Source organism: Arthrobacter sp. NPDC080031, assembly GCF_040702485.1.
Lineage (GTDB): Bacteria > Actinomycetota > Actinomycetes > Actinomycetales > Micrococcaceae > Arthrobacter.
In genome coordinates, this window is record NZ_JBFBLA010000029.1 from 25,165 (window position 1) to 46,741 (window position 21,577).

General features: G+C 63.8%; 20 protein-coding genes. 7 read left to right on the plus strand and 13 right to left on the minus strand.

The window, feature by feature from the left end; genetic code table 11:
• Positions 1 to 5: 5 nt before the first annotated feature.
• From AB0323_RS20055 to AB0323_RS20100, 10 genes are all read right to left on the minus strand, one after another.
• Positions 6 to 1,526: a CpaF family protein gene (locus AB0323_RS20055; protein WP_366178892.1), complete on the minus strand. Its 1,521-nt coding sequence runs from the start codon at positions 1,524 to 1,526 to the stop codon at positions 6 to 8.
• Positions 1,526 to 2,719, minus strand: a complete 1,194-nt coding sequence (locus tag AB0323_RS20060) for an AAA family ATPase (protein ID WP_366178893.1) — start codon at positions 2,717 to 2,719, stop codon at positions 1,526 to 1,528. The genes AB0323_RS20055 and AB0323_RS20060 overlap by 1 nt, the downstream gene beginning before the upstream one ends.
• Positions 2,716 to 3,489 (minus strand): RcpC/CpaB family pilus assembly protein, encoded by a 774-nt coding sequence (locus AB0323_RS20065; RefSeq protein ID WP_366178894.1) that lies wholly within the window; start codon positions 3,487 to 3,489, stop codon positions 2,716 to 2,718. Before AB0323_RS20065 ends, AB0323_RS20060 begins: the two co-directional genes overlap by 4 nt.
• 33 nt (positions 3,490 to 3,522) lie before the next feature.
• Positions 3,523 to 4,551 (minus strand): Tad domain-containing protein, encoded by a 1,029-nt coding sequence (locus tag AB0323_RS20070; RefSeq protein WP_366178895.1) that lies wholly within the window; start codon positions 4,549 to 4,551, stop codon positions 3,523 to 3,525.
• Positions 4,539 to 4,913: a TadE family protein gene (locus tag AB0323_RS20075; RefSeq protein WP_364542042.1), complete on the minus strand. Its 375-nt coding sequence runs from the start codon at positions 4,911 to 4,913 to the stop codon at positions 4,539 to 4,541. The genes AB0323_RS20070 and AB0323_RS20075 overlap by 13 nt, the downstream gene beginning before the upstream one ends.
• 126 nt (positions 4,914 to 5,039) lie before the next feature.
• Positions 5,040 to 5,267, minus strand: coding sequence for a Flp family type IVb pilin (locus tag AB0323_RS20080; protein WP_366178896.1), 228 nt, complete (start codon positions 5,265 to 5,267; stop codon positions 5,040 to 5,042).
• 39 nt (positions 5,268 to 5,306) lie between these two features.
• Positions 5,307 to 5,519: a Flp family type IVb pilin gene (locus AB0323_RS20085; RefSeq protein WP_366178897.1), complete on the minus strand. Its 213-nt coding sequence runs from the start codon at positions 5,517 to 5,519 to the stop codon at positions 5,307 to 5,309.
• A 543-nt stretch (positions 5,520 to 6,062) separates the two neighbouring features.
• On the minus strand, positions 6,063 to 8,888 hold the full coding sequence (locus tag AB0323_RS20090) for a PEP/pyruvate-binding domain-containing protein (protein WP_366178898.1): 2,826 nt from the start codon (positions 8,886 to 8,888) through the stop codon (positions 6,063 to 6,065).
• A 99-nt stretch (positions 8,889 to 8,987) separates the two neighbouring features.
• The gene (locus tag AB0323_RS20095; protein ID WP_366178899.1) at positions 8,988 to 9,668 is read right to left on the minus strand and encodes a PAS and ANTAR domain-containing protein; all 681 of its coding nucleotides are present in this window, start codon (positions 9,666 to 9,668) and stop codon (positions 8,988 to 8,990) included.
• Between the two features lie 187 nt (positions 9,669 to 9,855).
• Positions 9,856 to 10,818, minus strand: a complete 963-nt coding sequence (locus AB0323_RS20100; RefSeq protein ID WP_366178900.1) for a plastocyanin/azurin family copper-binding protein — start codon at positions 10,816 to 10,818, stop codon at positions 9,856 to 9,858.
• A gap of 418 nt (positions 10,819 to 11,236) precedes the next feature.
• Between AB0323_RS20100 and AB0323_RS20105 the strand changes: the two genes are divergently transcribed.
• From AB0323_RS20105 to AB0323_RS20130, 6 genes are all read left to right on the plus strand, one after another.
• Complete coding sequence (locus tag AB0323_RS20105; protein WP_366178901.1) at positions 11,237 to 12,280, plus strand: LCP family protein; 1,044 nt, start codon at positions 11,237 to 11,239, stop codon at positions 12,278 to 12,280.
• A gap of 168 nt (positions 12,281 to 12,448) precedes the next feature.
• Entirely contained in the window at positions 12,449 to 13,069 is a 621-nt protein-coding gene (locus tag AB0323_RS20110; protein ID WP_366178902.1) for a TasA family protein, read from the plus strand.
• Between the two features lie 88 nt (positions 13,070 to 13,157).
• Positions 13,158 to 14,111 (plus strand): signal peptidase I, encoded by a 954-nt coding sequence (locus AB0323_RS20115; protein WP_366178903.1) that lies wholly within the window; start codon positions 13,158 to 13,160, stop codon positions 14,109 to 14,111.
• Positions 14,112 to 14,208: 97 nt separating this feature from the next.
• A complete protein-coding gene (locus tag AB0323_RS20120; protein ID WP_366178904.1) occupies positions 14,209 to 14,643 on the plus strand; it encodes a hypothetical protein in 435 nt (144 codons plus the stop codon).
• 63 nt (positions 14,644 to 14,706) lie between these two features.
• Positions 14,707 to 16,902, plus strand: a complete 2,196-nt coding sequence (locus AB0323_RS20125; RefSeq protein ID WP_366178905.1) for a S9 family peptidase — start codon at positions 14,707 to 14,709, stop codon at positions 16,900 to 16,902.
• 50 nt (positions 16,903 to 16,952) lie between these two features.
• Positions 16,953 to 18,617 carry a GAF domain-containing sensor histidine kinase gene (locus tag AB0323_RS20130; RefSeq protein ID WP_366178906.1) on the plus strand — a complete coding sequence of 555 codons (1,665 nt, stop codon included), beginning with the start codon at positions 16,953 to 16,955 and terminating at the stop codon, positions 18,615 to 18,617.
• 558 nt (positions 18,618 to 19,175) lie between these two features.
• Here the strand turns inward: AB0323_RS20130 and AB0323_RS20135 are convergent.
• The 3 genes from AB0323_RS20135 to AB0323_RS20145 all read right to left on the minus strand — a co-directional run bounded on the left by AB0323_RS20135 (position 19,176) and on the right by AB0323_RS20145 (position 20,960).
• Entirely contained in the window at positions 19,176 to 19,355 is a 180-nt protein-coding gene (locus tag AB0323_RS20135; RefSeq protein ID WP_284755984.1) for a hypothetical protein, read from the minus strand.
• 82 nt (positions 19,356 to 19,437) lie between these two features.
• On the minus strand, positions 19,438 to 20,238 hold the full coding sequence (locus tag AB0323_RS20140; protein ID WP_366178907.1) for a response regulator transcription factor: 801 nt from the start codon (positions 20,236 to 20,238) through the stop codon (positions 19,438 to 19,440).
• A gap of 167 nt (positions 20,239 to 20,405) precedes the next feature.
• A complete protein-coding gene (locus AB0323_RS20145) occupies positions 20,406 to 20,960 on the minus strand; it encodes a GNAT family protein (protein WP_366178908.1) in 555 nt (184 codons plus the stop codon).
• 129 nt (positions 20,961 to 21,089) lie between these two features.
• Between AB0323_RS20145 and AB0323_RS20150 the strand changes: the two genes are divergently transcribed.
• On the plus strand, positions 21,090 to 21,572 hold the full coding sequence (locus AB0323_RS20150; RefSeq protein ID WP_364541983.1) for a hotdog fold thioesterase: 483 nt from the start codon (positions 21,090 to 21,092) through the stop codon (positions 21,570 to 21,572).
• Positions 21,573 to 21,577: the final 5 nt, after the last annotated feature.

Here is a 21,577-nt window from a genome sequence, read left to right on the forward strand (position 1 = left end):
TTCCTTCACGTCCTTGCTGCTGTTGCCAAGGGAGCGGCAAACACCCCGGGAGAAACGCGTATGCCCAGGTCATCGAAGCGGTCGATGAACCGCGGTCGGATACCCGTCGGGACGGGCCTTCCAAGAAACATCCCGTGGGCGTCGACACCTGCCGAGTAGTCGAAAACAAAAGCGTCCTGGAGGGTGACGATGTCGCCTTCCATGCCTTGAACCTCCGTCACATGCGTAATTCGACGCGTTCCGTCCCGCAACCGGGAGATTTGGATGATGAGATTCACGGCGGACGCTATTTGCTCTCGGATTGCTCGCAATGGCAGGTCCATGCCTGCCATGAGCACCAGGGTTTCGAGGCGCGCCACTGCGTCGCGAGGGGAATTTGAGTGCACTGTAGAGAGGGAACCGTCGTGACCGGTATTCATCGCCTGCAGCATGTCGAGGGACTCTCCACCGCGGACCTCGCCGACGACGATCCTGTCCGGGCGCATACGAAGAGAGTTCCGGAGCAACTCCCTGATGGTCACTTCACCCTTGCCCTCGGTGTTCGGCGGCCTGCTCTCAAGCCTGACCACATGTTGCTGTTGGATCTGCAGTTCTACGGCGTCCTCTATCGTGACGATGCGGTTGTCTTCCGGAATGAAGGAAGAAAGTACATTCAACAACGTGGTTTTGCCTGTTCCAGTACCTCCGGAAACAATGATGTTCAGTTTCGCCTTGACGCAAGCGTTGAGGAGCTCGGCCATCTCCGGTGTGAGCGTGCCGAAATCGATCAAATTCCTGACGGTCAACGGTATTTTGCTGAATTTTCGGATGGTCAGCGACGAACCGCCCACCGCAAGCGGAGGGATCACGGCGTTGACACGGGACCCGTCCTCAAGTCGCGCGTCGACGAGCGGAGATGACTCGTCGATCCGGCGCCCCACCTTCGAAACGATGCGTTCAATGACCCTCCTGAGATGGTCCTCGGAGCTGAATCCGGAGTCCGTGAGGATCAGTTTTCCTTTTCGTTCGACGTAGATCTGGTCCATCCTGTTGACCATGATTTCGGTGACCTCTGGGTCGTCCAGCAATCGTTGGAGCGGCCCATAGCCAAGGACGTCGTCCGCCACGTCCGCCACGAGCCTGCTGCGCTCGTCCACGGACAACGGGACCTGCTCGGCGTCGATGATCCTGATGAGCTCTTCCCGGGCAGTCGACCGCAACTCCTGTTCGCTGACGCTCGAGTCGTTGAACCTCGCCCCGAGCCGCTCAAACAATGCGGTGGCGGCGCGCCGCTTGAGGGCAGCGAAGGCGTCCACCGGTTGCTGGGCTCGGGGCTTCGGCGAGTCCGGCAGGTCGGACAGCTTCACTGAAGTGTGGGACTTTGGGATGCTGCCAGGCTTCCCGGCCGGCTTTGGCCTCACTTGCTGAGTGGACTCAGCGAATGTCGGTTTAGGCGTAGACAGCGCGCCAACCCCGGGGTTTCCCCCTGGTCCGGCGGACGCTTCGACCTTGTCCTCGGCAGCATGCAGGCGTTCGGACAGCTTCATCAGACCACTACCCTTCTGTGCAATTTGCGCTGCGCCGTGGCACGCCACGTGGGATTGAAGCGCTCTACGAGTTGCTTGAGTCCTTTGACGGCCGGATCCTTCACCGCGTCCTGGAGCACGGGAATGCCGCGGTTGGTGGAAAACGCCACGGCCTTCGATCGGGGGATGCTCACGTCAACCGGAGCACCGACGGTCGATTCGACGTCCTGCACCGAGAGACCGGACTTGGAATCAGCCATGTTGAGCACAACGTGCCGGGTTTCCGGCAAGAGGTTCAGCCTACGGAGAATGTCCAGGCCGGAACGGAGGCCCCGGACGCTTGGAACGTCCATTCCAGTCACCCAGACGGCGTCCGAGCATTGTTCGAGGGCAGCGAGCCCGATCTCGGGTAGCCCGGGCGCAGTGTCCACCACCACGTACTGGAACTCCTGGGCCAACTGTTCGAGGAGCCGGCCCACCTGTTGCGGCGTGATTTCGTCTGCTTCGACGGGGTCCTTCGGCGCGCACAAGGCATAAATGCTTGCCGGGTGGACGGTTAGAAAGGCCTTGAGTACCAGGGAATCCTGGCTGGCCGAAGGAGTAACGGCGTCGGTGACAGTGTGTTCCGGATTGAGGTAGAGCCCCGAGGCGACGTCGCCGAATTGCAAGTCCAGGTCCACGATCACCACGCTCATTGGCGCGATCTTTCCCAGCCCCACGGCGATGTTCGTGGCGATAGTCGTTTTGCCCACCCCGCCCTTGGGCGAAAAGACGCCGATCACCAGGCCTTTCGGGGAGCCCGCTTGCTTGGGTTCCATGGTGCGCTGACGGCTGGCGAAAGACTGGCACGCGCGCTCAAGCATGACCCGGATCTGGGCCACGTCCGCTGCCGGGCTCATGATGTCGCGAATGCCGGACCGCATGGCTTGGAGGACGAATGTGGGATCTAGTTCACTGACAAGGATCACGCTCAGCTCCGGCAATTGCACATCAAAAACCGTGGCCAGGCGAAGAGCATCCTCCACGGGCACACCGGGTCCCAGAATCAGCACCTCAAGTTGCTCCTGACTGAGCGCCCCGAACAGTTCTGCCGGATCAGCCGGCAAAATGCTCGTGAAGAAGGTCTGCACGCTTCCGGGCAGGCCGCCCGCAACAGCTTGGCGCAGCCGTTGATCAAAATCGGTGTTGGGCGTTATCAGGACAAAACGGCTCACCTGTATACCCCGCTCTGCTGGATAACGGTGGGGCCGCTGTCTTTGGCATCCGACGGCTCTTTGCTCAGCCAGATCTTGGCGTACTCGGCGGCGAAGACAATCTTGGCTGCGTCCACATCACTTACCGCAACCGTGAGCAAGAGGGCACCGGTGGGAAGGCTTGTATCGCCGGAGTTGGCCGCGGCACCAGACCCGGGAGCCGGCGTCGGCTGCGGGCTTGCGGTCGCTTGGGGAGCGCGCTGGACCGCGGTCAGAAGAACCTTGGGGATGGTCAATTGAGTGGTCCCTTTGTCCGTCTTCGAGTCACTTCCGCCGCTGGATATGGAGATGAAGATGCCAACATGGTCGCCAGGAACGAGTCGTCCGCCGACCACCCGCTGGGGTTCCAATTGGAACGAGACCTCCTGAAGCCCTGCCGGCACCTTGACGTCTCCGGGAGTCTTGAGTGCGTCCGGCGCCACCAGTCTTTCCGAAACCAGCGTCTCGCCAGGGACGAGGTCGACGGCGGCCACCTTGCCGGTGGAGTCGGCCAGAGTGTGCAGTGCCGACTGGGGGACGGCCGATTGAGGGAGTTGCTGGGTGACCAGGGAATCCTTCATGGCGTCAACAGACGTGCCAGCCGGGACAGCCGTCTTGACCACCAACACGTCGACAGGCGCCAGGTTCTGGACTGCCCGTTGATCCGCGCCTTGAGCGTAAGAGAAGACGAGAATCACCCCGACGACGGCCAGCAGTGCCGCTGCCGATCCGGCCAACAAGCGTGACTTCACTTACTACTCCTGTGCTCGAAGAATGGATGAAAACTAGGGGGTGAGGCGCACAATGGTGGCCCCGTAGGCGTCTACCGGGCCCAGCGTGTAGCCGTCGGCCAGCGAGACATATTTGATGAAGCTTCCGATGATTCCGCGGCAATTTCCGGTGCAGGCAAGAGCGTTGGAGACATCGGAATTCGTGTTATGGAAGCTGTCCGGAAGACTGTTGTTGCCGCTGAACTTCCACCCCGTCACTTTGAATGCGGCGAAGGACACCAGATGGTAAACGGCCCCGCTTCCCGTACCTGTGACGGCGTCGAAGACCGGAAGCAGGACGACGACGTCGCGCCCAGCGGTGATGGTGTCGGCCCACTTTTGAAGAGTGGCTGAACAGTTAGTCGGGATGCTGTTCCCTGGCGCGCTGCCGCTTTCGCTGACCGCAAGGTTGACCGTACCTCCGCACGCTCCCGCATCCTGGGTGATCCATCCGTAGCCTCCTGCTACAAACGCGCCCGAAGGGCCGTACAAGCAGCCGGGGTTTACGTTGGAACCGTGATCCTGAAGGAGCTGGAGGGCTCCGCCAAGGAACCCCTTCACCTGGCAGACGGAATAGGCGATGGGAAAAGGGGTCCGTCCAGCGAGGGCGCTACCCCACTGGACGCTCGAGGTGGTCACAACGTCGCTGGTGGCAAAGCCAAGGACGCGGGCGAAGAAGAGCGAGACGGCGTTCGGCGCGCCGCCCGCCTGCTGGGCTCCGGCGGTCACACTTACTTTACGGTTGAGCAGGTCCAGGCTGATCGATTTGATATTGGCCAGGCCGTTGTTGGCGTTTTTGTTTGCCAGGTCAATAGCTACCGGCGACGTGATCGAGCAATTCAGATCACTCGTATTCGCGGCGCATTTCTGCGCGACCGCGAGGGCGGCGGCGTCGGATCCGTTCTGTACTTGAGCCCTCTTCGAGTACAGCATTCCCGCATCTACGGCGAGGGCGGCAAACCCGAGCAGCACCACCAGCGAGAGAGCGACAAGGACCGCGACCGCACCGCGCTCGCCGTCGTCCCCGCTCCTCAGCCGCTGCATACCATGACTCCTACTCCTTGCATGGGGAAAGGCCCCGCGATTCCCGTGAGGGTGCTGAGGGTGTACTTGATGGTCACGGACATCTGGGCACCGGACGTGCAGCTGGCCGGGCTGAAGGTGAAGTTCGTGTCTGCCAACCCCGGGTTCAACGACACGGCAGCGTTCTTCGCCGCTGTCTTGGCAGCCGTTTGGTCGTTAGAGATTGCCATGACGCGAACTCCTTCGCGTGCTGCGTTCGAGAGCGACACCTGCACGTTGTAGACCCTGCCGAATTCCATGATGCCCAGGAGCAACATGATGAGGACCGGTGCCAGGATGGCGAACTCGACCGCCACTGCGCCGCGCTCTGATGCCCTCGGCATGATGTTGCCCTCCCGGAGAACGGATAGTTCGAATCAAGCAGAGTGGCGGCCGCCTGAATGCCGCCGCCACTCGGGAATTGCTTGGTGTGCCCCGACTTGCCATCGGGGCACTTTATGGTGCGGCTCCTAGGCGCAGCTGCCGGTACCGCCTGAAGTGGTGGCAGGCGTCCAGGCCTTGCCGCTGACGGAACACTGGACCTGGGAAAACGTCTCCCTGACCGTGCTGCCCAGCAGCGTCACGGCCGCGATGATCACCACTGCGATAAGGGCGACCATGATGCCGTATTCGACGGCGGTAGCGCCGGCTTCGTCACGCCCCGCGTGAGAAACGGACTTTAGGAAAGCGGAAAGCATTGAAGCTCCTTGCTGTCTGGTGCGAACGAGGGGGACCTTCTAGGAGCACACGTTCGTGGTCGTGTTCCAGGTTTTACCGGCCACTGAGCACTGGACTTGGGAGAACGTGTTCTTGACCGTCCCACCCAGCAGGGTGACAGCGGCGATGATGACAACTGCGATGAGGGCGACCATGATGCCGTATTCGACGGCGGTGGCGCCCTTTTCGTCGCGACGGATACGGGATGCGGCATTGGAGAAGAAAGCAAACATGTGAAACTCCTGAGCGAGTTGGGGGATGTGGGCTGGTCCAGCACCAGCTCACAAGCAACTTAGCAACGCCCGACACCCCATGGAGCAGTCCTTGGGACTTCCTGTGGCAAGACTCGCGATCCTGCGCATTTCTTGGGTTAAACCTAGGGAAACCCTGCGATCTTGGGCTTCCCCGCCGAGCGCGACCAAAGGTGCGAAAACAGCGCAACGGGACTCCCGCCGTCGGGCCCGAACTGACTGTCCGCGGCATCCCCCCGCGACGCTCGCTCACATATGTGGCCAAAAACCGGAATGCTCGCTCACAAGATCTGAGCGAGCATCCGCCGAAAACGCCCCAAAGGTGAGCGAGCGTCCGGTCGGGAACGGCTGCAAAGGCGGGACGACAGCGCAACCGGACTGCCGCCGTCGGGCGACGACAAACAAGTCGCCGGCAGACCCACGTTGCTCGCTCACATATGTGGCCAAAAACCCGAACGCTCGCTCACAAGATGTGAGCGAGCGTCCGCCGGAAACACCACATAAGTGAGCGGGCGTCCGAGGGGGTTAGGCGGGTGGGTGCTCGACCGTCACGGTGCCGGCGTCGCCGTCGACGGTGATTTGTTGGCCGCTCGTGAGCCGCTGGGTGGCGACCCCGGTGCCGAGCACAGCGGGGATGCCGTACTCCCGGGCCACTATGGAGCTGTGACTCAACGGGCCGCCGACGTCCGTGACCACGGCAGAGGCCATGGCGAACAGCGAGGTCCACGCGGGAGTCGTGATGCGGGCAACCAGGACCTCACCGGGCGACATCTGGCCGAAATCCTGCGGGCCGCCCAGGACGCGCGCAGAGGCACTGACCCGGCCTGCACTCGCGCCGACGCCTTTGATGACGTCGCCCTGTTGCTCCTGGGAGCGTGCCGGCATCATCGATTCGAAAGCGCGCTTCATCCAACGGGTCTCCGGCAGCAGTTGCGGGGCCGACGCCTTGGCCTGGCCCCGCCAAAGCATCTTGCGCTCCTCGACGACGTCGGCGCGGACCGGGCGCGCCGCTCCCGTAATTGCCGCCGCCACCGGTGCGAGGGGTTCGGTCGTGCCCGGCGGTTTCGGCGCGGCGAGGCCGAATTCGACGGCGCTTTGCAGCTCCTGCTGGCGCAGCCAGAACACGTCGGCGGGAGCGGCGATGACGCCGGAGTAGACCAGCCGTTGCCCGAGTTCGAGAAGCATCCGCCGGATCAGCGGCCAGGCGAGCCCGACGTCGGCCAGGGCATCTTCGCGGATCGGTGCGGACTTCTGTGCCCACCGGAGCATACGAATGAAGGGTGCCCTACGACTCCGCCCGAGCCGGGTCCGCCCAAGCCTCGCAAGCATCCGCTCGGTTTGATCCTCCCGCCGGGCGGCCGAGAGCCGCTGGCGCTCGTGCGGGTCGTTGCCTTGTCCCCGCAGGTAAAACTTCACCGTGTCGAGCAGCGCCGAGGGATCGTCCGCCGGCACCGGGCTGAGGAAGTCCAGGTTGTAGACCGCATGGCCGAACCGGTCGAGATGGGCCTGGAAACGCGGATGCCATTGCTGCCAAAGGGCCGGGTCCATGCCGGCGGGCGGGAGCCAGCTGCGCTGCGACTCGGCCAGGGCCGCCGTCGGTTGATTGAGGATCGCCGGGGCCAGTCCCTCAACGTCACGGGCCCAGGCCGCTAGGTCGTACAACGATTTTTCCGCGCGGATGGGCTCACTGTCGTAGCCGAGGAGAAAAGTCTCGGCAGGGGGATCCCCCGCGCGCCGGATGAGTTTGTCGTAATACGCACGGAAGGAGATTTCGCTCATGGCAGCGATCGGAATGACTGACTCCACAGCCGTGTAATACACGGTTCCGGCATCCAACAACGTCCGGACACCCGCAAGCAGTTCCTCTCCCGAAAGCTCCCCCACGGACTTGGACGACCAGTCCTTGAGCACCTGCTTGTAGCGGGGATGCGAGAAATTCCGCCAACCATCCATGCCCATGTGCGCCTTGCCGCGAGCCAGGGCCACCATGGCCGCCGGCGACTTGCCCATCACTCGCCACATCGCCGAGGTGCGGTAGTAGTAGTACGCGTAACCGTTGACAGTGGGCAGTCCGACGTCGCCATCCCTGACGACCTCACTCCCGACGGCTTCGTTCATCAGGGCCTTGAGCGAACGGGTGACCGAACCGTCAATGAGGTCGGCGAACAGCGGCGAGAGCGGGTCCGGCAGTTGTTCCACGATGCTCGCCCGGAAATAGAGCCCCTTCGGATAGGGCAACGGCCAGGTGTCAGGGGTGTCAGCTACGGGTTCAGGCAGTGCCGTGATGGGCCGGGATTGCAGCATGAAGAAATTGCCGTCGGCCCGTGCCCATTCGATGTCCTGCGGAGTTCCGAAGTAGTCCGAAATCCGTGTTCCATGGCGGGCCAGCGCGGCGGCAGCTCCGTCGTCGAGCACGGCCTGCGTCCGAAGCGCCGTGGGGACCGGGCGCTCCGTCGTCCCTCCCTGGACGGCGGCGCGGTCGGCGGCGCCGTCGGCGGCGCCTTCCGCGGCGCCGTCCGCGTAGACGGTCATGACTTCCTTGTCGGCCGTCCGGCGCGAGAGCACGCGGCCGGTTCCGGCTTCGACAACAATGTCATCCGTGGTGACTGTTCCACTGACCACGGACTCCCCAAGGCCCCACGCGGCACTGATCACGATCTGGTCGCGGCGACCGTTGGCGGGGTTGGCGGTGAACATGACCCCGGCCGCCTCGGCCTCGACCATCCGCTGGACGACGACCGCGAGGCGAACATCTCCCAGCGCGATGCCTTCACGCTCCCGGTAGGCCATGGCTCGCGCCGTCCACAAGGAAGACCAGCAATCAATGACTGCCGCATCCAACGCTTCCGCCCCGCGGACGTTGAGGTAGGTTTCCTGTTGCCCGGCGAAACTGGCCGAGGCGAGGTCTTCGGCCGTGGCGGACGAGCGCACCGCAACGGCCACGCCGCCGTCGTCGCCGCCGTCGTCGTCGCCGTCGTCGTCGCCGTCGGGCGGCCCGGAGCCGTCGTCGGGCGCGGTTGCGCCATCGGCGCCGCGGAGGCCTTCATAGGCGGCGGCGAGCTCGTATGCGATGGCCGCAGGCATGCTGCCGCCGGTGAAAAGGTCCCGGATTGCGACCGAGGCGTCCTCGTAATCCTGCGGCGTCGCCTCCGACGGCAGGGCCGCCAGTTCCTGGATGCGCGCCTGAATCCCATTGGCATCCACGAAGGCCTCATACGCGGCGGTGGTCAGCACGAACCCCGGAGGGACCGGCAGCCCGGCGCGAACCAGCTTGCCCAGCCCGACGCCTTTGCCACCAGCCATGGCGACGTCGCCTGCTTGCACCTCGGCGAAGTTGTAGATGTACGTCATGACCGTCGCTCCTTGTCGCGGAGACGCCCTCATCGAGCCTGGCTCACAACATACTGCCACGCCGTCGAGCGAGAGGCGATGGCTGGGCCGGCCGGCTTCCTACTGCTGGTCCAACGCGCGTTTTACCGCCGCCTGGTCGCAAGCCTGGAGAACGCGAATGAACTCGTCCATTGCTTCCGGGCCCTCATCGGTGTCTGCCGCGCGAACAAGGTGCGAGGCCAGGATTGCGACCTTGACGTTCGTCATGCTGCTGCAACTCACGAGCAGTTTGAAGGCGGCGTCGGAGCTGAGGAGCAACCGCCCCATCAGGATGCCGCGTGCTTGGTTGATGACGCCCCGCGTAGCATTGGCGCCCGCGACGGCGTCGCGCGCCGCTTGCTCGGTTTCCCGCCGCAGCGTGGACGTCAGGTCGATCGTGGACCCCTCGAGCACGACCGTCCCCGATGGACCCAGCTGCGCGTTCCCGGCCGTCAGCACGCGACGGACATGTCCCTGCGCGTCAATGATCCGGTGGTAGATGCAGAAATGTCCGCCGTCGCGGAATACTTGAGCCAGGATCTCCATGGTCCGCGGCCTGTCCTCGGGGTGCTTGTGCGACATCAACAGCTCAAGCGTGGGCACTACTTCCCCTCGCTTGTAACCGTGGAGATTGAAGAGCCCGTCGGACCATTCAGCTTTCCCCGTGAGAGGGTCAAAGAGGAAGGTTCCGGCCAAAAAGCCCGGGGCGCCCAGTGCACTCGAGTACGTATGGGGGCTGTCCAACATCGCGCAAAGACTCATTTCCTAAGCGTGCTTATCAATTCAGGTCCAGAATACAGCGCGCGCGACGGCGGCCCGAACCGTCGGCGCTCCGGCCCACTCGCGCCCGGGCTCCGGCCCACTCGCGCCCGCGGGGCTTGTTTCCCAGCCGGACGTTTTAAGCGCCGGTACGGGAAACAAGCCCCGGTATGCGTTCAAGTTAGCGGGTTTAGTCCTTCACCACCACCTTGCCGACCATTCCAAAGTAGTCGTGCAGTGCGCAGATGTAGTCGTACACGCCTGCCTTGTTGAAGGTCACTGTGAATGTCACGCCCGGCGGCAAAATGCCCGAATTGAGCTGTCCGCCGGTGTAATTCGTCGGATCGCCCAGCGGCGGGAATGGGTTGGCTGGCTCGGCACCGAAGGTCACCGTGTGCGGCTCACCCATGCCGTTGTTCACGAAGCTGACTTTCTCACCAACGTGGATGACCACTTTGGGTTCGATGAACCGCATGACCATGGCGACGCCGTCGTCGGCTCCGGCAATCACCGTGTGGCTGTCCGCCTGATCGCGGGCGTCGCTCCATAGCTTGTAACCGTCACGGACGATGGCCCGTTCAGCCCGCTCTACCCGGTTGTTGTACTGCTCCTGGCTGAACGGATAGTCCGTACCCTTGGCCCGCACATGGACCGTACCCTTCTGGCCCGCGCCATGAACCAGGCAGTAGTACGTGAAATCGCCGGTATCCGGGAACGTCAAGGTGTAGGAACCTACTTCGGCGAACCCACTGTTCGAGACGTTCGACATCACACCGGAGTTGTAATAGGAGTGTCCGTCGTAGGACGTGCCGCCCTGTGCGGATATATAGAGGGGGCTGAAAGGATCAAAAGGTTGGGTGGACTCGATGGTCTGCCCTGCGGCCAGGAACGTGACCGTATGGATTTCGGCCGCATTGGCCTCCCAGGTGACCTTGTCACCTGCATTTATGAAAATGTTCTTCGGCAGGAAGGACATTCCCTGGATGGCCTGGTCCGATGATTCGGAGCCGACCTGGACAGTCCACGTCCTTGCGGGTTTGCCGCTGTCCGCTGACGCTGTGCCGCTGAGCGCCACCGGCAGCACCAGGGCAAGGAGCAAAATCATGAGCGCTCGAAGGCGCGGCAATAGGAGGGGTTTTGGATGAGCAGTCATAAGACTCATTCCTTAGGAAAATCTTTGCTGACCGGCTGTTACAGCCTGGAAATTTTGAGGCGCCGGAGACCATGGCGTCGTTTGACGGTGACTCGGTTTCCTTGAACTTCCCTATGAACTTCAGCTCGCAGCTGCTGCCCATCCCCCGCATACGGTGCGGCGCCACGACGTTGGGGCCATGCAGGAACCTCCCTTGCTCGCAAGGATAGCGTCCAGCTCCGTGGGCTAAGAACCCCCCATTACGGAACCGAAAGGACACGGCAAAGCCGGCCCGTATGAAGGCGAGAGATTTATCTCTCATCGTGCTCCTTGAACGTTATTTTGTCGAGACACCGTGATTGCACACGGGCAATTTTTGTGGCCGAAATGAGGCTTTGCCTGATGCGTTTTTAACCCACCTGGGTGATACGTTCCGGACATGAACGGACGACGGCGACTGTGGCTTGCGGCGGGGCTGGCGATCCTGCTGGCCCTTGTGGTGATCATTGCCGCGGTGATCGGCGGATCCAACAGGACCTCGTCCGGACCCTCGCCCTCAAGCTCCTCCTTGCGCCCAACGGCCAGCGGCACGCCGTCGGCGACTCAAACCCATGCGCCCTCGGCGGCGGCGCCGGCCCCGCCGACAATCCCGGAGCTTCCGGCGGCGCCCATGAACGTCCTGGTGATCGGCAGCGACAGCCGCGCGAATGCCAGGGACCAGAACAACCAGACCGTCACAACGGGCCAATCATCGGACCAACGCTCGGATTGCCTGATGCTGATCCACGTTCCGGCGGACCGGCAAAAGGTCTACGGCATTTCGATCATGCGCGACAACTGGGTGAACATCCCGGGTTATGGCGCATCCAAAATCAACGCCAGCCTTGAAGTGGGAGGTATTCCCCTGGTGGTCCGGACCGTCGAGACGCTATTGGGTACGCATATAGACCACACCGTCATGCTGGATTTCCAGGGCTTCAAGGTCCTCACGGATGGCTTGGGCGGGATCGACGTCAATGTCACTCTGCCGTTCACCGCCAGCTTTGACACCCATCACGTCTTTATTGCCGGCGTCAATCACTTGGACGGGGAGGCGGCGTTGGAGTTCGTCCGCGAGCGCTACTCGTTCGTGGACGGGGACTACCAGCGCGTCCGCAACCAGCAAACGTTCCTTCGGGCCCTTCTAAGCAAGCTAAGGGGCGGAATCCAGACTCCCGCTGCCGTCCTGGGCCTGGTAAACTTCGCCACGAACTACCTCACGGTGGACCAGGGATACGACCCGGCCTCCGTCGCCATCCTGGCTTACGGACTCCGCACCGTGGATCCCCAGGCCTCCGTCTTCTTCACCCTGCCCACTGCGGGCACGGGTACTTCCCCGGACGGACAATCGATCGTGCTGCCGGACTACGCGGGAATCGGAGAAGTGGCCGCGGCACTGCGGGACGACACACTCCCGCAGTATGTCGCAGCCCACGGCTACTGAGCCGGCCACTCAACACCCGCAGAGATCTTGATTGAATATTTAACTAATCTTCGAGAAAAGCTTGCGGGATCCTTGCCGCTTCCTAAAATTCCTGCCGGAAAGTAGAGGTCATCGGGGGCAAGTCAGAGAAATCCCGGCCCAACGGGCCTCAAGGAAACGGAAATCATCATGGGTCTCAACCTGAAAACCACCACTGGCAAAGTCATTGCTTCCCTGGCCCTGGTCGGCACGGCTGCCGGCGTGGCAGGACTCGGAACCTACGGTGCCTTCACCTCCAGCACCTCCGCGAGCAACACCGTTGCCTCCGGCATCGTGAACATCGCCCTGGGCGCATCCGGCACCACGAACCGGCTCAGCGTTGCCGCTTCCGGCCTGGTCCCCGGCGACACCGTGCAGCGCGTAGCCACCCTGAGCAACGCCACGGGGAACCAGGCCCTGTCGGCAATCACCCTGACCACCGCGGCCTCCCCGACCTCCTTGCTGGACACCAGCACCGCCATGGGCCTGCAGGTAGCCGTGGATGAGTGCTCCGTGGCATGGACCGAGGGCGGCACCGCCCCCGCGTACACCTACACCTGCGGCGGCACCACTACTTCCGTGCTGGCTTCCCGTCCGGTGATCGGCTCCAACGTGGCCCTGGCCAACCTGACCGCGGTCACGGCCGGACACACCGATAACCTGCGGGTCACCCTGACTCTGCCTTCCACGGCCGACAACACCCTCCAGAACCAGAGCAGCACCATCGCGTTCAACTTCACGGGCAGCCAGCGCACCGCAACCAACCAGTAACCACGCCCCACCCGAAGCCAGCCCTCCGCCGTCGAGCCCCCCCTGAAAACGACGGCGGAGGGCCTCCCCTTAGAACGGAGACCCAGCCATGACCGCATCACCGGTCCGCCAGCGGCGGGTTTCATCGAGGATCGCCCGGGCCATGATCAGCGTCATCACGACCACGTTGATGGTGGTGGCGGTCGCTGCGTTCCTGTTCCTCGCCGTCGGGCCCCGCGTCCTGGGCTACCAGACCAGCACCATGCTCACCGGCTCGATGTCGCCGCTGATCAACCCGGGGGACGTGGTTGTCACGGTTCCCGTCGCAGTCCAGAACCTGAAGGTCGGGGACATCATCACGTACCACATTCCGGTGGAGGACCAGCGGGTGGAGACCCACCGGATCATCGACCTGGCAGTGAATAGCCAAGGCACTGCCACCGTCCGCACCAAGGGCGACGCGAACAACGGCGCCGACCCCTGGACAGCAACGTTGGCTGGTGGCCAGGTTGACCGCCAGGTGTTCACCGTTCCGTACCTGGGCAATGTGATCCGCGCTCTCCGTGATCCCGTTGTCCTGAAGGTCCTGATGTATGGCGCTCCGGCCGCCATGGTTGTCATGGTGCTCGTCTCGATCTGGCGGAAAAAGCCAGGACACGACGACGCCGGGGATGCCGGCACCGCTGGGGATGCCGGCGCGGGGCGGGCCCTGCCGGCCTTTGACCGCCGCCCGCTCAAGCGCCTCGCCAGGGAGATGAAGAGCAAAGAGGCCGCCGAGAAGTTCGCGGCCGCCTACGCCAAGTTGCTGCCGCAGCGGGTCGACAAGATCAGCCACGCCCTCAGCACCGGGAACAATGACCTGGCCATGGACGCGGTGCTCAGCCTCAAAACCAGTTCCTCGATGGTGGGCGCGCTCCGGATGGAACAGCACTGCGTCCGCCTCGAACACGCCCTGGTCATGACCGACCACACCGCGGCGATCCAAGCGGGGGAACTCGTACGCCAGCACCAACCCCAGCTGGAAAAAGCCCTGGGCGGCCACACGGCCCGCCAGCCCGTATGAAACTATCTCCACAGAACCGAACCGGGTGCCCTGCCCCTACCGCATGAAAGCGGTAAGAATGGAATGGACCACCGGGCCTGACAGAAAGCCGCCGACCTTGCGTAGAAGCCCGAGCACCGCCGACGTCGCGAAGACGCCTGCGTTGGGTCGGGTCGCCGCGGTCCTGGCGGCGGCTGCGGTATTGATCTTCGCTCCCGGTATCGCCCAGGCAGCGTTTACTGGAATGGACTCCGCTTCAACCAGCGTAGGGACGATGTCGCTCCCCGCCCCGACCGGAGCAAGTGTGACGGCAACCTGCGTGTCACGCAGCCTCAGCATCGTTGTGACTAGCTACGGAACGGTGCCCCGCGCCACCTCCTACGATTTCACGGTGACGAACCCCGGCGGCGGCAACGTGCAAACGTCCAATGGAACATACACCAAAGCCGTTGCAGCAAAGGGAACGTGGACCTACCAGATCCACGGGCTGTACCAGGCATCGCCCACCAATGTGTGGACGGGTCAGCCCTTCCAGGGAACCGTGGTGTGCTGACCGAGCGGCCGCTCTCAGCGAAATCAGTGGTGGCGCGTCGGTGGCCCTCTATAGAGTTGCCCCATGAGCCAGCCTGTCACGCCTCCAGTTCCCCCCGTCGCCAAGAAGGTGCCCACCACCCGCGAGCACCACGGCGATGTTTTCGTGGACAACTACGAATGGCTGCGGGACAAGGAATCCTCCGAGGTCATTGAGCACTTGAAGGCCGAAAATGCCTACCAGGAAGCCGTCACCGCGCACCAGGAACCGCTGCGCGAGGCCATCTTCCAGGAAATCAAGGGACGCACCCAGGAGACCGACCTCTCGGTTCCCAGCCGCAAGGACGACTGGTGGTACTACACCCGCTCCGTCGAGGGAAAGGAGTACGGCATTCATTGCCGTCTCCGGGCCGCGAACACCGGCGATGCGGTAGCCGACTGGACGCCACCGGCGGTGGAACCCGGCGTCGAACTCGAGGGCGAAGAAGTCCTGCTGGACGGCAACGTAGAGGCGGAAGGCAAGCCGTTCTTCTCCGTTGGCGGCACGGCCGTGACGTTGGATGGAAACCTCTATGCCTACGCCGTGGACAACTCCGGCGAGGAACGCTTCACGCTCCGCATCAAGGACCTGCGCACGGGCGAACTGCTGCCCGACGTCATCGAGAACATCTTCTACGGCGTGGCCTTCTCCCCCGACGGAACCCGGATCTTCTACACCGTGGTTGACGATTCCTGGCGCCCGTACCAGGTGAAGTCGCACGTCCTGGGCACGCCCGTCAGCGAGGACGAGGTCATATACCAGGAGGACGACGTCGCCATGTGGCTCGGCTTCGAGCTCTCCTCCGACCGGCGGTACCTCGTGCTGAGCATCGGCTGCTCGGAATTCAGCGAGACGCGCCTGCTGCGCTTTGACGACTTCGACGCCGGCCTGTCCACCGTGATTTCCCGCGACGAACACATCCTCTACGAGGCCGAGCCGTTCCTCCTCGATGGTGTTGAGACCATCCTCCTGACACACAACAAGGACGCCATCAACTCCATGGTGTCCATCGCGGACCTGGCCGAGTTCGCCAAGCCGCTGTCCGAGCAGCACTGGCGCACCGTCGTCGAGCATTCCGACGCCGTTCGCGTCAACGGGGCCGGCGTCACCTCGACGCATCTGGTAGTTGCGGTACGGCAGGACACGATCGAACGCGTGCAGGTGCTGCCCCTCGCCGGCCTGGGAACCCCGGCACAGGGCGCCGCCGTTGAGCCTGCCTTCGACGAGGAGCTGTACACGGCAGGGGTGGCGGGTTCGGACTATGAAGCCCCGGTGATCCGCATTGGATACACGTCTTTCTTCACGCCGTCGAGGGTGTACGACTTCGTACTGCCCACCCCCGCTCTGCCGCAAGGCGAACTGCTGCTGCGGAAGGAAAGCCCGGTGCTGGGCGGCTACACCGCGTCCGACTACGTGGCTACCCGGGAATGGGCGACGGCGGCGGACGGCACGCGCGTACCGCTTTCCGTGCTCCGGCACGCCTCCGTTTCGCGGGACTCCAGCGCTGCCGGCCTGGTCTACGGCTATGGCTCGTACGAGGTCAGCATGGATCCCGGCTTCGGGGTGGCCCGGCTGTCCCTCCTCGACCGCGGAATCGTCATGGTGATCGCCCACATCCGCGGCGGCGGCGAGCTCGGCCGGCGCTGGTACGACGACGGCAAGAAGCTCAACAAGAAAAACACTTTCACGGACTTCATCGCAGCGACGGACTGGCTCGCGTCCTCCGGTTGGGTGGCGCCGGGGCGGATCGCCGCCATGGGTGGCTCCGCAGGCGGCCTGCTGATGGGCGCCGTGGCCAACCTTGCCCCGGAAAAGTACGCGGCGATCGTGGCCGCCGTGCCATTCGTGGATGCGCTCAACACCATCCTGGACCCGGAACTGCCGCTCTCCGCGCTCGAATGGGAGGAATGGGGCAACCCCATCACTGATCCCGAGGTGTACAAATACATGAAGTCGTACACCCCGTACGAGAACATCCGCGCCGCTTCGTACCCGCGGATCGCCGCAGTGACCTCGTTCAACGACACCCGCGTGTTCTACGTGGAACCAGCGAAGTGGGTCCAGGTGCTACGCTCCGAGACCACCGGTACGGCGCCCATCGTGATGAAGATCGAGATGGACGGCGGACACGGCGGGGCCTCAGGACGATACGTACAGTGGCGCGAGCGCGCTTGGGACTATGCCTTCGTCGCGGACTCGCTCGGCGCCGTCGAACTACTGCCGGGGGCAGGGCTCAAGTAGCGTCCTCGATAGTAAGCTCTGCCATGGGGGCCGAACCGAAGGAGAGTCCCGTGACCAACGCGTCGTCGCCAAACCGTGCCTTGGTGGCCGACCCCGACCCGGTGCGTCACGCAGAGACGGTCGCGGCGCTCGCCGCGGCAGGTTTCCTCGTTCGTTCAGCGCACGACGCCGGTTCGCTTGCGGCTGCGCTGGAAAGCGAACCGAGCGACGTGCTGGTGGTAGACAACGATCTCCGCGAGTTCCTTCCCCGGAACAGCATTCCGGTTTTGCTCCTGCTGGATCCCGAGAACGAGCTGGATGTCGCAGCCCTGGAAGGGTGGACGATTGCTGATTTCACCTACCGGGGCCAGCCTCCCGCATTTCGGGTGCACCGGGCCCTGGTATTGATGGCCCGTGCCGCCGAACGGACGCGCCGCCGTTCGGAGGCCGAATCGCTGAGGGAGAGCCTGCGAAAAGTGTCCGCGGCGATCCGGTCCACCATTGATCCAGGGCTGATTGCCCGGCATCTGGTGGACGGAATCGGCGAGGCCCTGGGCGCAGAACACGTCTGGTTCACCACGTTCCCGGACACCCGGGTGCCGCAGGTGAGCGCCGAATGGAACGCTCCCGGCCTGGTACCGGGAGTCCTGCCTGACGAGCTCACCGACGGCATCGCCACGTTCGAACTTGCGGAGCGATTGTGGGCGGAAGCCGAGGTGCAGCCGCTGCCGAAACGGGCTCCCGCGGGTGGTGCGGCCGTCTCGGGGCGCGCCGGTGGTGCGGGGGCGCCGGGTGGTGCGGGGGCGCTGGGTGGTGCGGGGGCGCCGTCGGCGTCTGTTGTGGTGCCGGTGGGCGAGGGCGATCTCGTTCTCGGGGTCATCTGGATTGCCCGCCCGGACACGGCGCAGGAATGGACCCGGGCAGAAATAGGCCTGATTCAGCACGTCTCGGGGAACTTGGCGTATGGCCTGATGCAGAGCCACCTGATCGGCGCGCAACAGCAGGTCATGCACAAGCTCCGGGAACTCGACCAGGCGAAGACCGACTTCCTCACTACGGTGAACCACGAACTTCGAACCCCCTTGACCTCCATCACGGCCTATCTGGATATGATCCGCTCCGGCGCCGGAGGACCTCTTCCCGCGGGTGTCGAGCGGATGGTGGACGTCATTTCGCGAAATGCCGAGCGGCTCCGACGGATGATCGAAGACATGCTCACCGTCTCGCACCAGGACACCTCCGGCGACCTCCAATTGAGCCGGGTGAATGTGGGGACCTTGCTCAGGCTTGTTGTCTCGACGTTGCAGCCGCTCGCCGACTCCCGTTCACTGTCTCTGACCGTGATGCATGCGCCGGGAACCATGACTGTCCAGGCCGACGAAGCCAAGCTGGAACAAGTCTTCGCCAACATCATCAGCAACGCGATCAAGTTCACGCCCACCGGCGGACACGTCGCCGTCAGCAGCGGGATCACCTCGGACCCCGGGACGGTTCCCAGCGTGGTGGTCCGCGTGGAGGACACCGGCGTCGGGATCCCCGAAACGGAAATCGACCAGGTATTCACACGGTTCTTCCGCGCCTCCAACGCCTCCACCGCGGCCATTCCCGGAAGCGGGCTCGGCCTGGCGATAGCCCACGACATTGTTGAACGCCATTCCGGCCGGCTCGACGTCGAGTCCGCCCTGGGCGTGGGAACCACGGTTTCAGTCAGGCTCCCGCTGGCGCCGGAGAGCTGAGCGGGACCGGCGCTGACCGGGGCTTGTAGCGTCCTCACCGTCTTTGAATTGGGAAAGCGCTTACGACACGGCGAGTCGCGCCATTCCGGGCCCCGGCAGCGGCAAACATGGGGAGGACGGTACCAAGAGCCAAGGAGTGCCGCGGCACTCAACCGTGCTGGCGCCGTCGTGACCTTCTTTGAATTGGGAAAGCGCTTACGACACGGCGAGTCGCGCCATCCCGGGCCCCGGCAGCGGCAAACATGGTCAGGAAGGTCAGGTCGCGGCGGACAGCCCAACTGCCCAGGTTCCCGACGGCGGCCCTTGCGTCGGGCGGCGAGGTCGCGCCATTCCGGGCCCCGGCAGCGGCAAACATGGGGAGGACGGTACCAAGAGCCATGGAGTGCCGCGGCCCAAAAAACACCGCCCCTTGGCGGTAGCCCGGGGGCGGTGTTTGGAATCTGCCCAAGTAGTCCCCACCGCCACCCTAGCCTCGCAAGCTCGGCCAGGGAACCCTGGCGGTGTGGGCCCCAGCAGTTGATGTCCGTTTTGAGGCGTCTAAACGACATCTAGTGCGAGCTAGTTGGGCCACCAACCGATCTGCGCGTAGTGGACCGGGTCGCTCACAACAGGGACGGTCGTGACCGTCGTTACTGTGGTGCTCGTGGTGTCGTGCTTCGGGGCGGCGTTGGCAGGAGTGACAAATCCGCCAATAGCGAGCAGCCCCGTCATGAGAAGTGTTGCGGCGAATTTTTTCATGCAGTGCTCCTTTGAGCCGTGAAAATCCGAAGTTGACTTTCCCAGCGTAAAGAGCCTTGTTAAAGGTTCCCTTAAGAACGCCTCAGTTTTCCGATGTCTTTGCAGCCAGGCGGTAACCGACGCCGCGCACAGTTTCCACCCACCGCGGCGACTGGGCCGAATCGCCGAGCTTCCTCCGCAGATTGGCGATGTGTACCTGGATCGCGCGCTCTTCGGATTCGCTGACATAGCCTCCGGTTTCGTACTCCTTGGCATGGAGCCAGCGGGCAAGCCCCGTGGTGCTTCGGACTACGCGCCCGGCCTCCATGAGGGCTTGAAGAAGGTCGAACTCGGTGCGGGTCAATTGGACCTCTTCCGTGCCCACCCGGGTTGTCCGCGTGGCGACGTCGAGGTAAAGGCCGTTGTGTTCCAGCCCTGATGGCTCAGCCGCCGGCTGCACGGGCGCGGGTGCGGTTGGTGCGTTCGGTGCCGGGGCCGGCGGCAGCTCCGCCGTCGTGCTCCCCCCGGAACCGCTCAAAAGCTTGCTGCCGCGCGGCCGGCGAAGGAGCGTCTCAACCCGGGCGAGGAGCTCGCGGGGGCGGAAGGGCTTGGTGACAAAGTCGTCAGCGCCGACGGCCAGCCCCTGCAGTGTGTCCACTTCACGCGCGCGGGCTGTGAGCATGATGATGTAGGCGTCACTGAACTCGCGGACGCGGCGGGTGACCTCGATCCCGTCCATGTCGGGCAGGCCAAGGTCCAAGGTGATCACGTCCGGGTTGTGAAGGCGGACCGCATCCACGCCATCGACGCCGTTCCCTGCCGCGTAAACCTCCAGGCCCGACGCCTCAAGGACGGCATGGACCACCTCACGGATGTCATCGTCATCCTCGATTACTACAGCCACGCCCGATGCGCCCACGTCAGGATCCCCATCTCTTTTGCTCAGCCCACCTTAACACCAGCGGTACCCGCTATTCTCGCGCATGTCAGCGTAAGTCCCGCTTTACTCGTGCTGGCGGGTCCACGAGGGTCGCGGCAAGCGGTCATTGCGCGGGGTCCCTGCCCTGGGGGCTATTTCCGGGCGCGCCACTCGGAGTCGAGCATGGCGTAGATGACTTCGGTGGACCATTGGCCCTTGTAGTGCCAGTTGTCCACGAGCTCGGCTTCGCGGCGCATCCCAAGCCGCTCGCACAATCCCGACGACGAGGTGTTCAGGGCATCGAGCTTGGCGTCGATCCGGTGGAACATGAGGGTGTCAAAACCCAGGCGGAGCACTGCCTCGGCGGCCTCGGCGGCGTAGCCCTGACCCCGGCTTTCCGGCGCCAGGATCCAGCCGATTTCGGCCTGCCCCGTCCCCGGCAGCCACTTGAGGACCACTTCGCCGAGCAACCCCGGCGAGTCCGCGCGCTCGATCGCGAGGCACACCCAGTCGCCTTCTTGCTCGAAAGTGAAGTTGGCGTAGCGGCCCAGCGCTTCCATGGACTGGGTGAGGGTCAATTCCTGCCGGAGCAGGAATCGCGCAGTCTCGGGCAATGACTGGTAGGCGTGGAATCGCTCCAGGTCGGTGGCCTCGAATCTGCGCAGGACAAGCCTCGGAGTCCGGATGGGAAGTTCGATAAGCGGCATTCCTTGAGGCTACTACGCGCTCCTGTTACAGGGATTGCTCCGTCCCGCCGGGCGGTCGCCTCTTGACAGTTCAAGCAAACTGGGATTACCTAATGAACATTCGGTAAATAAAGCTGGAGGCAATGACGCATGGTTGAGACCACCCTTTCTGGCGCAGCGCAGCACCAGATCCTCAAGAACGACTACGCCTCCGAGTGGATGGGCCTGGAGGTCCTCAAGGTCGACGACGGCCACGCCACCGTCCGCATGAAGCTACGGCAGGAAATGCTCAACGGCTTCGGAATGGCCCACGGCGGAATGATCTTCGCCTTCGCGGACTCAGCGTTCGCCCTCGCGTGCAACCCGGCCAACCCCTCGCCGTCGGAAGCTGACACCATAACTGTCGCCGCCGGCGTAGACATCAACTTCCTCAAGCCGGCCTATCAAGGCCAGGTGATCACCGCCGTCGCGAACCGCCGCGCCAACAACGGCCGCAGCGGCCTGTATGACATCCAGATCTTCGCGGCCGACCCAAGCGAACCTGCCGCCGTCGGCTCGACCGAAGATCCGGGCAGCTACGGCGAGCTCATCGCCGAGTTCCGTGGCCGCAGCCGCACCATCTCCAAGAAGTAGGAAGA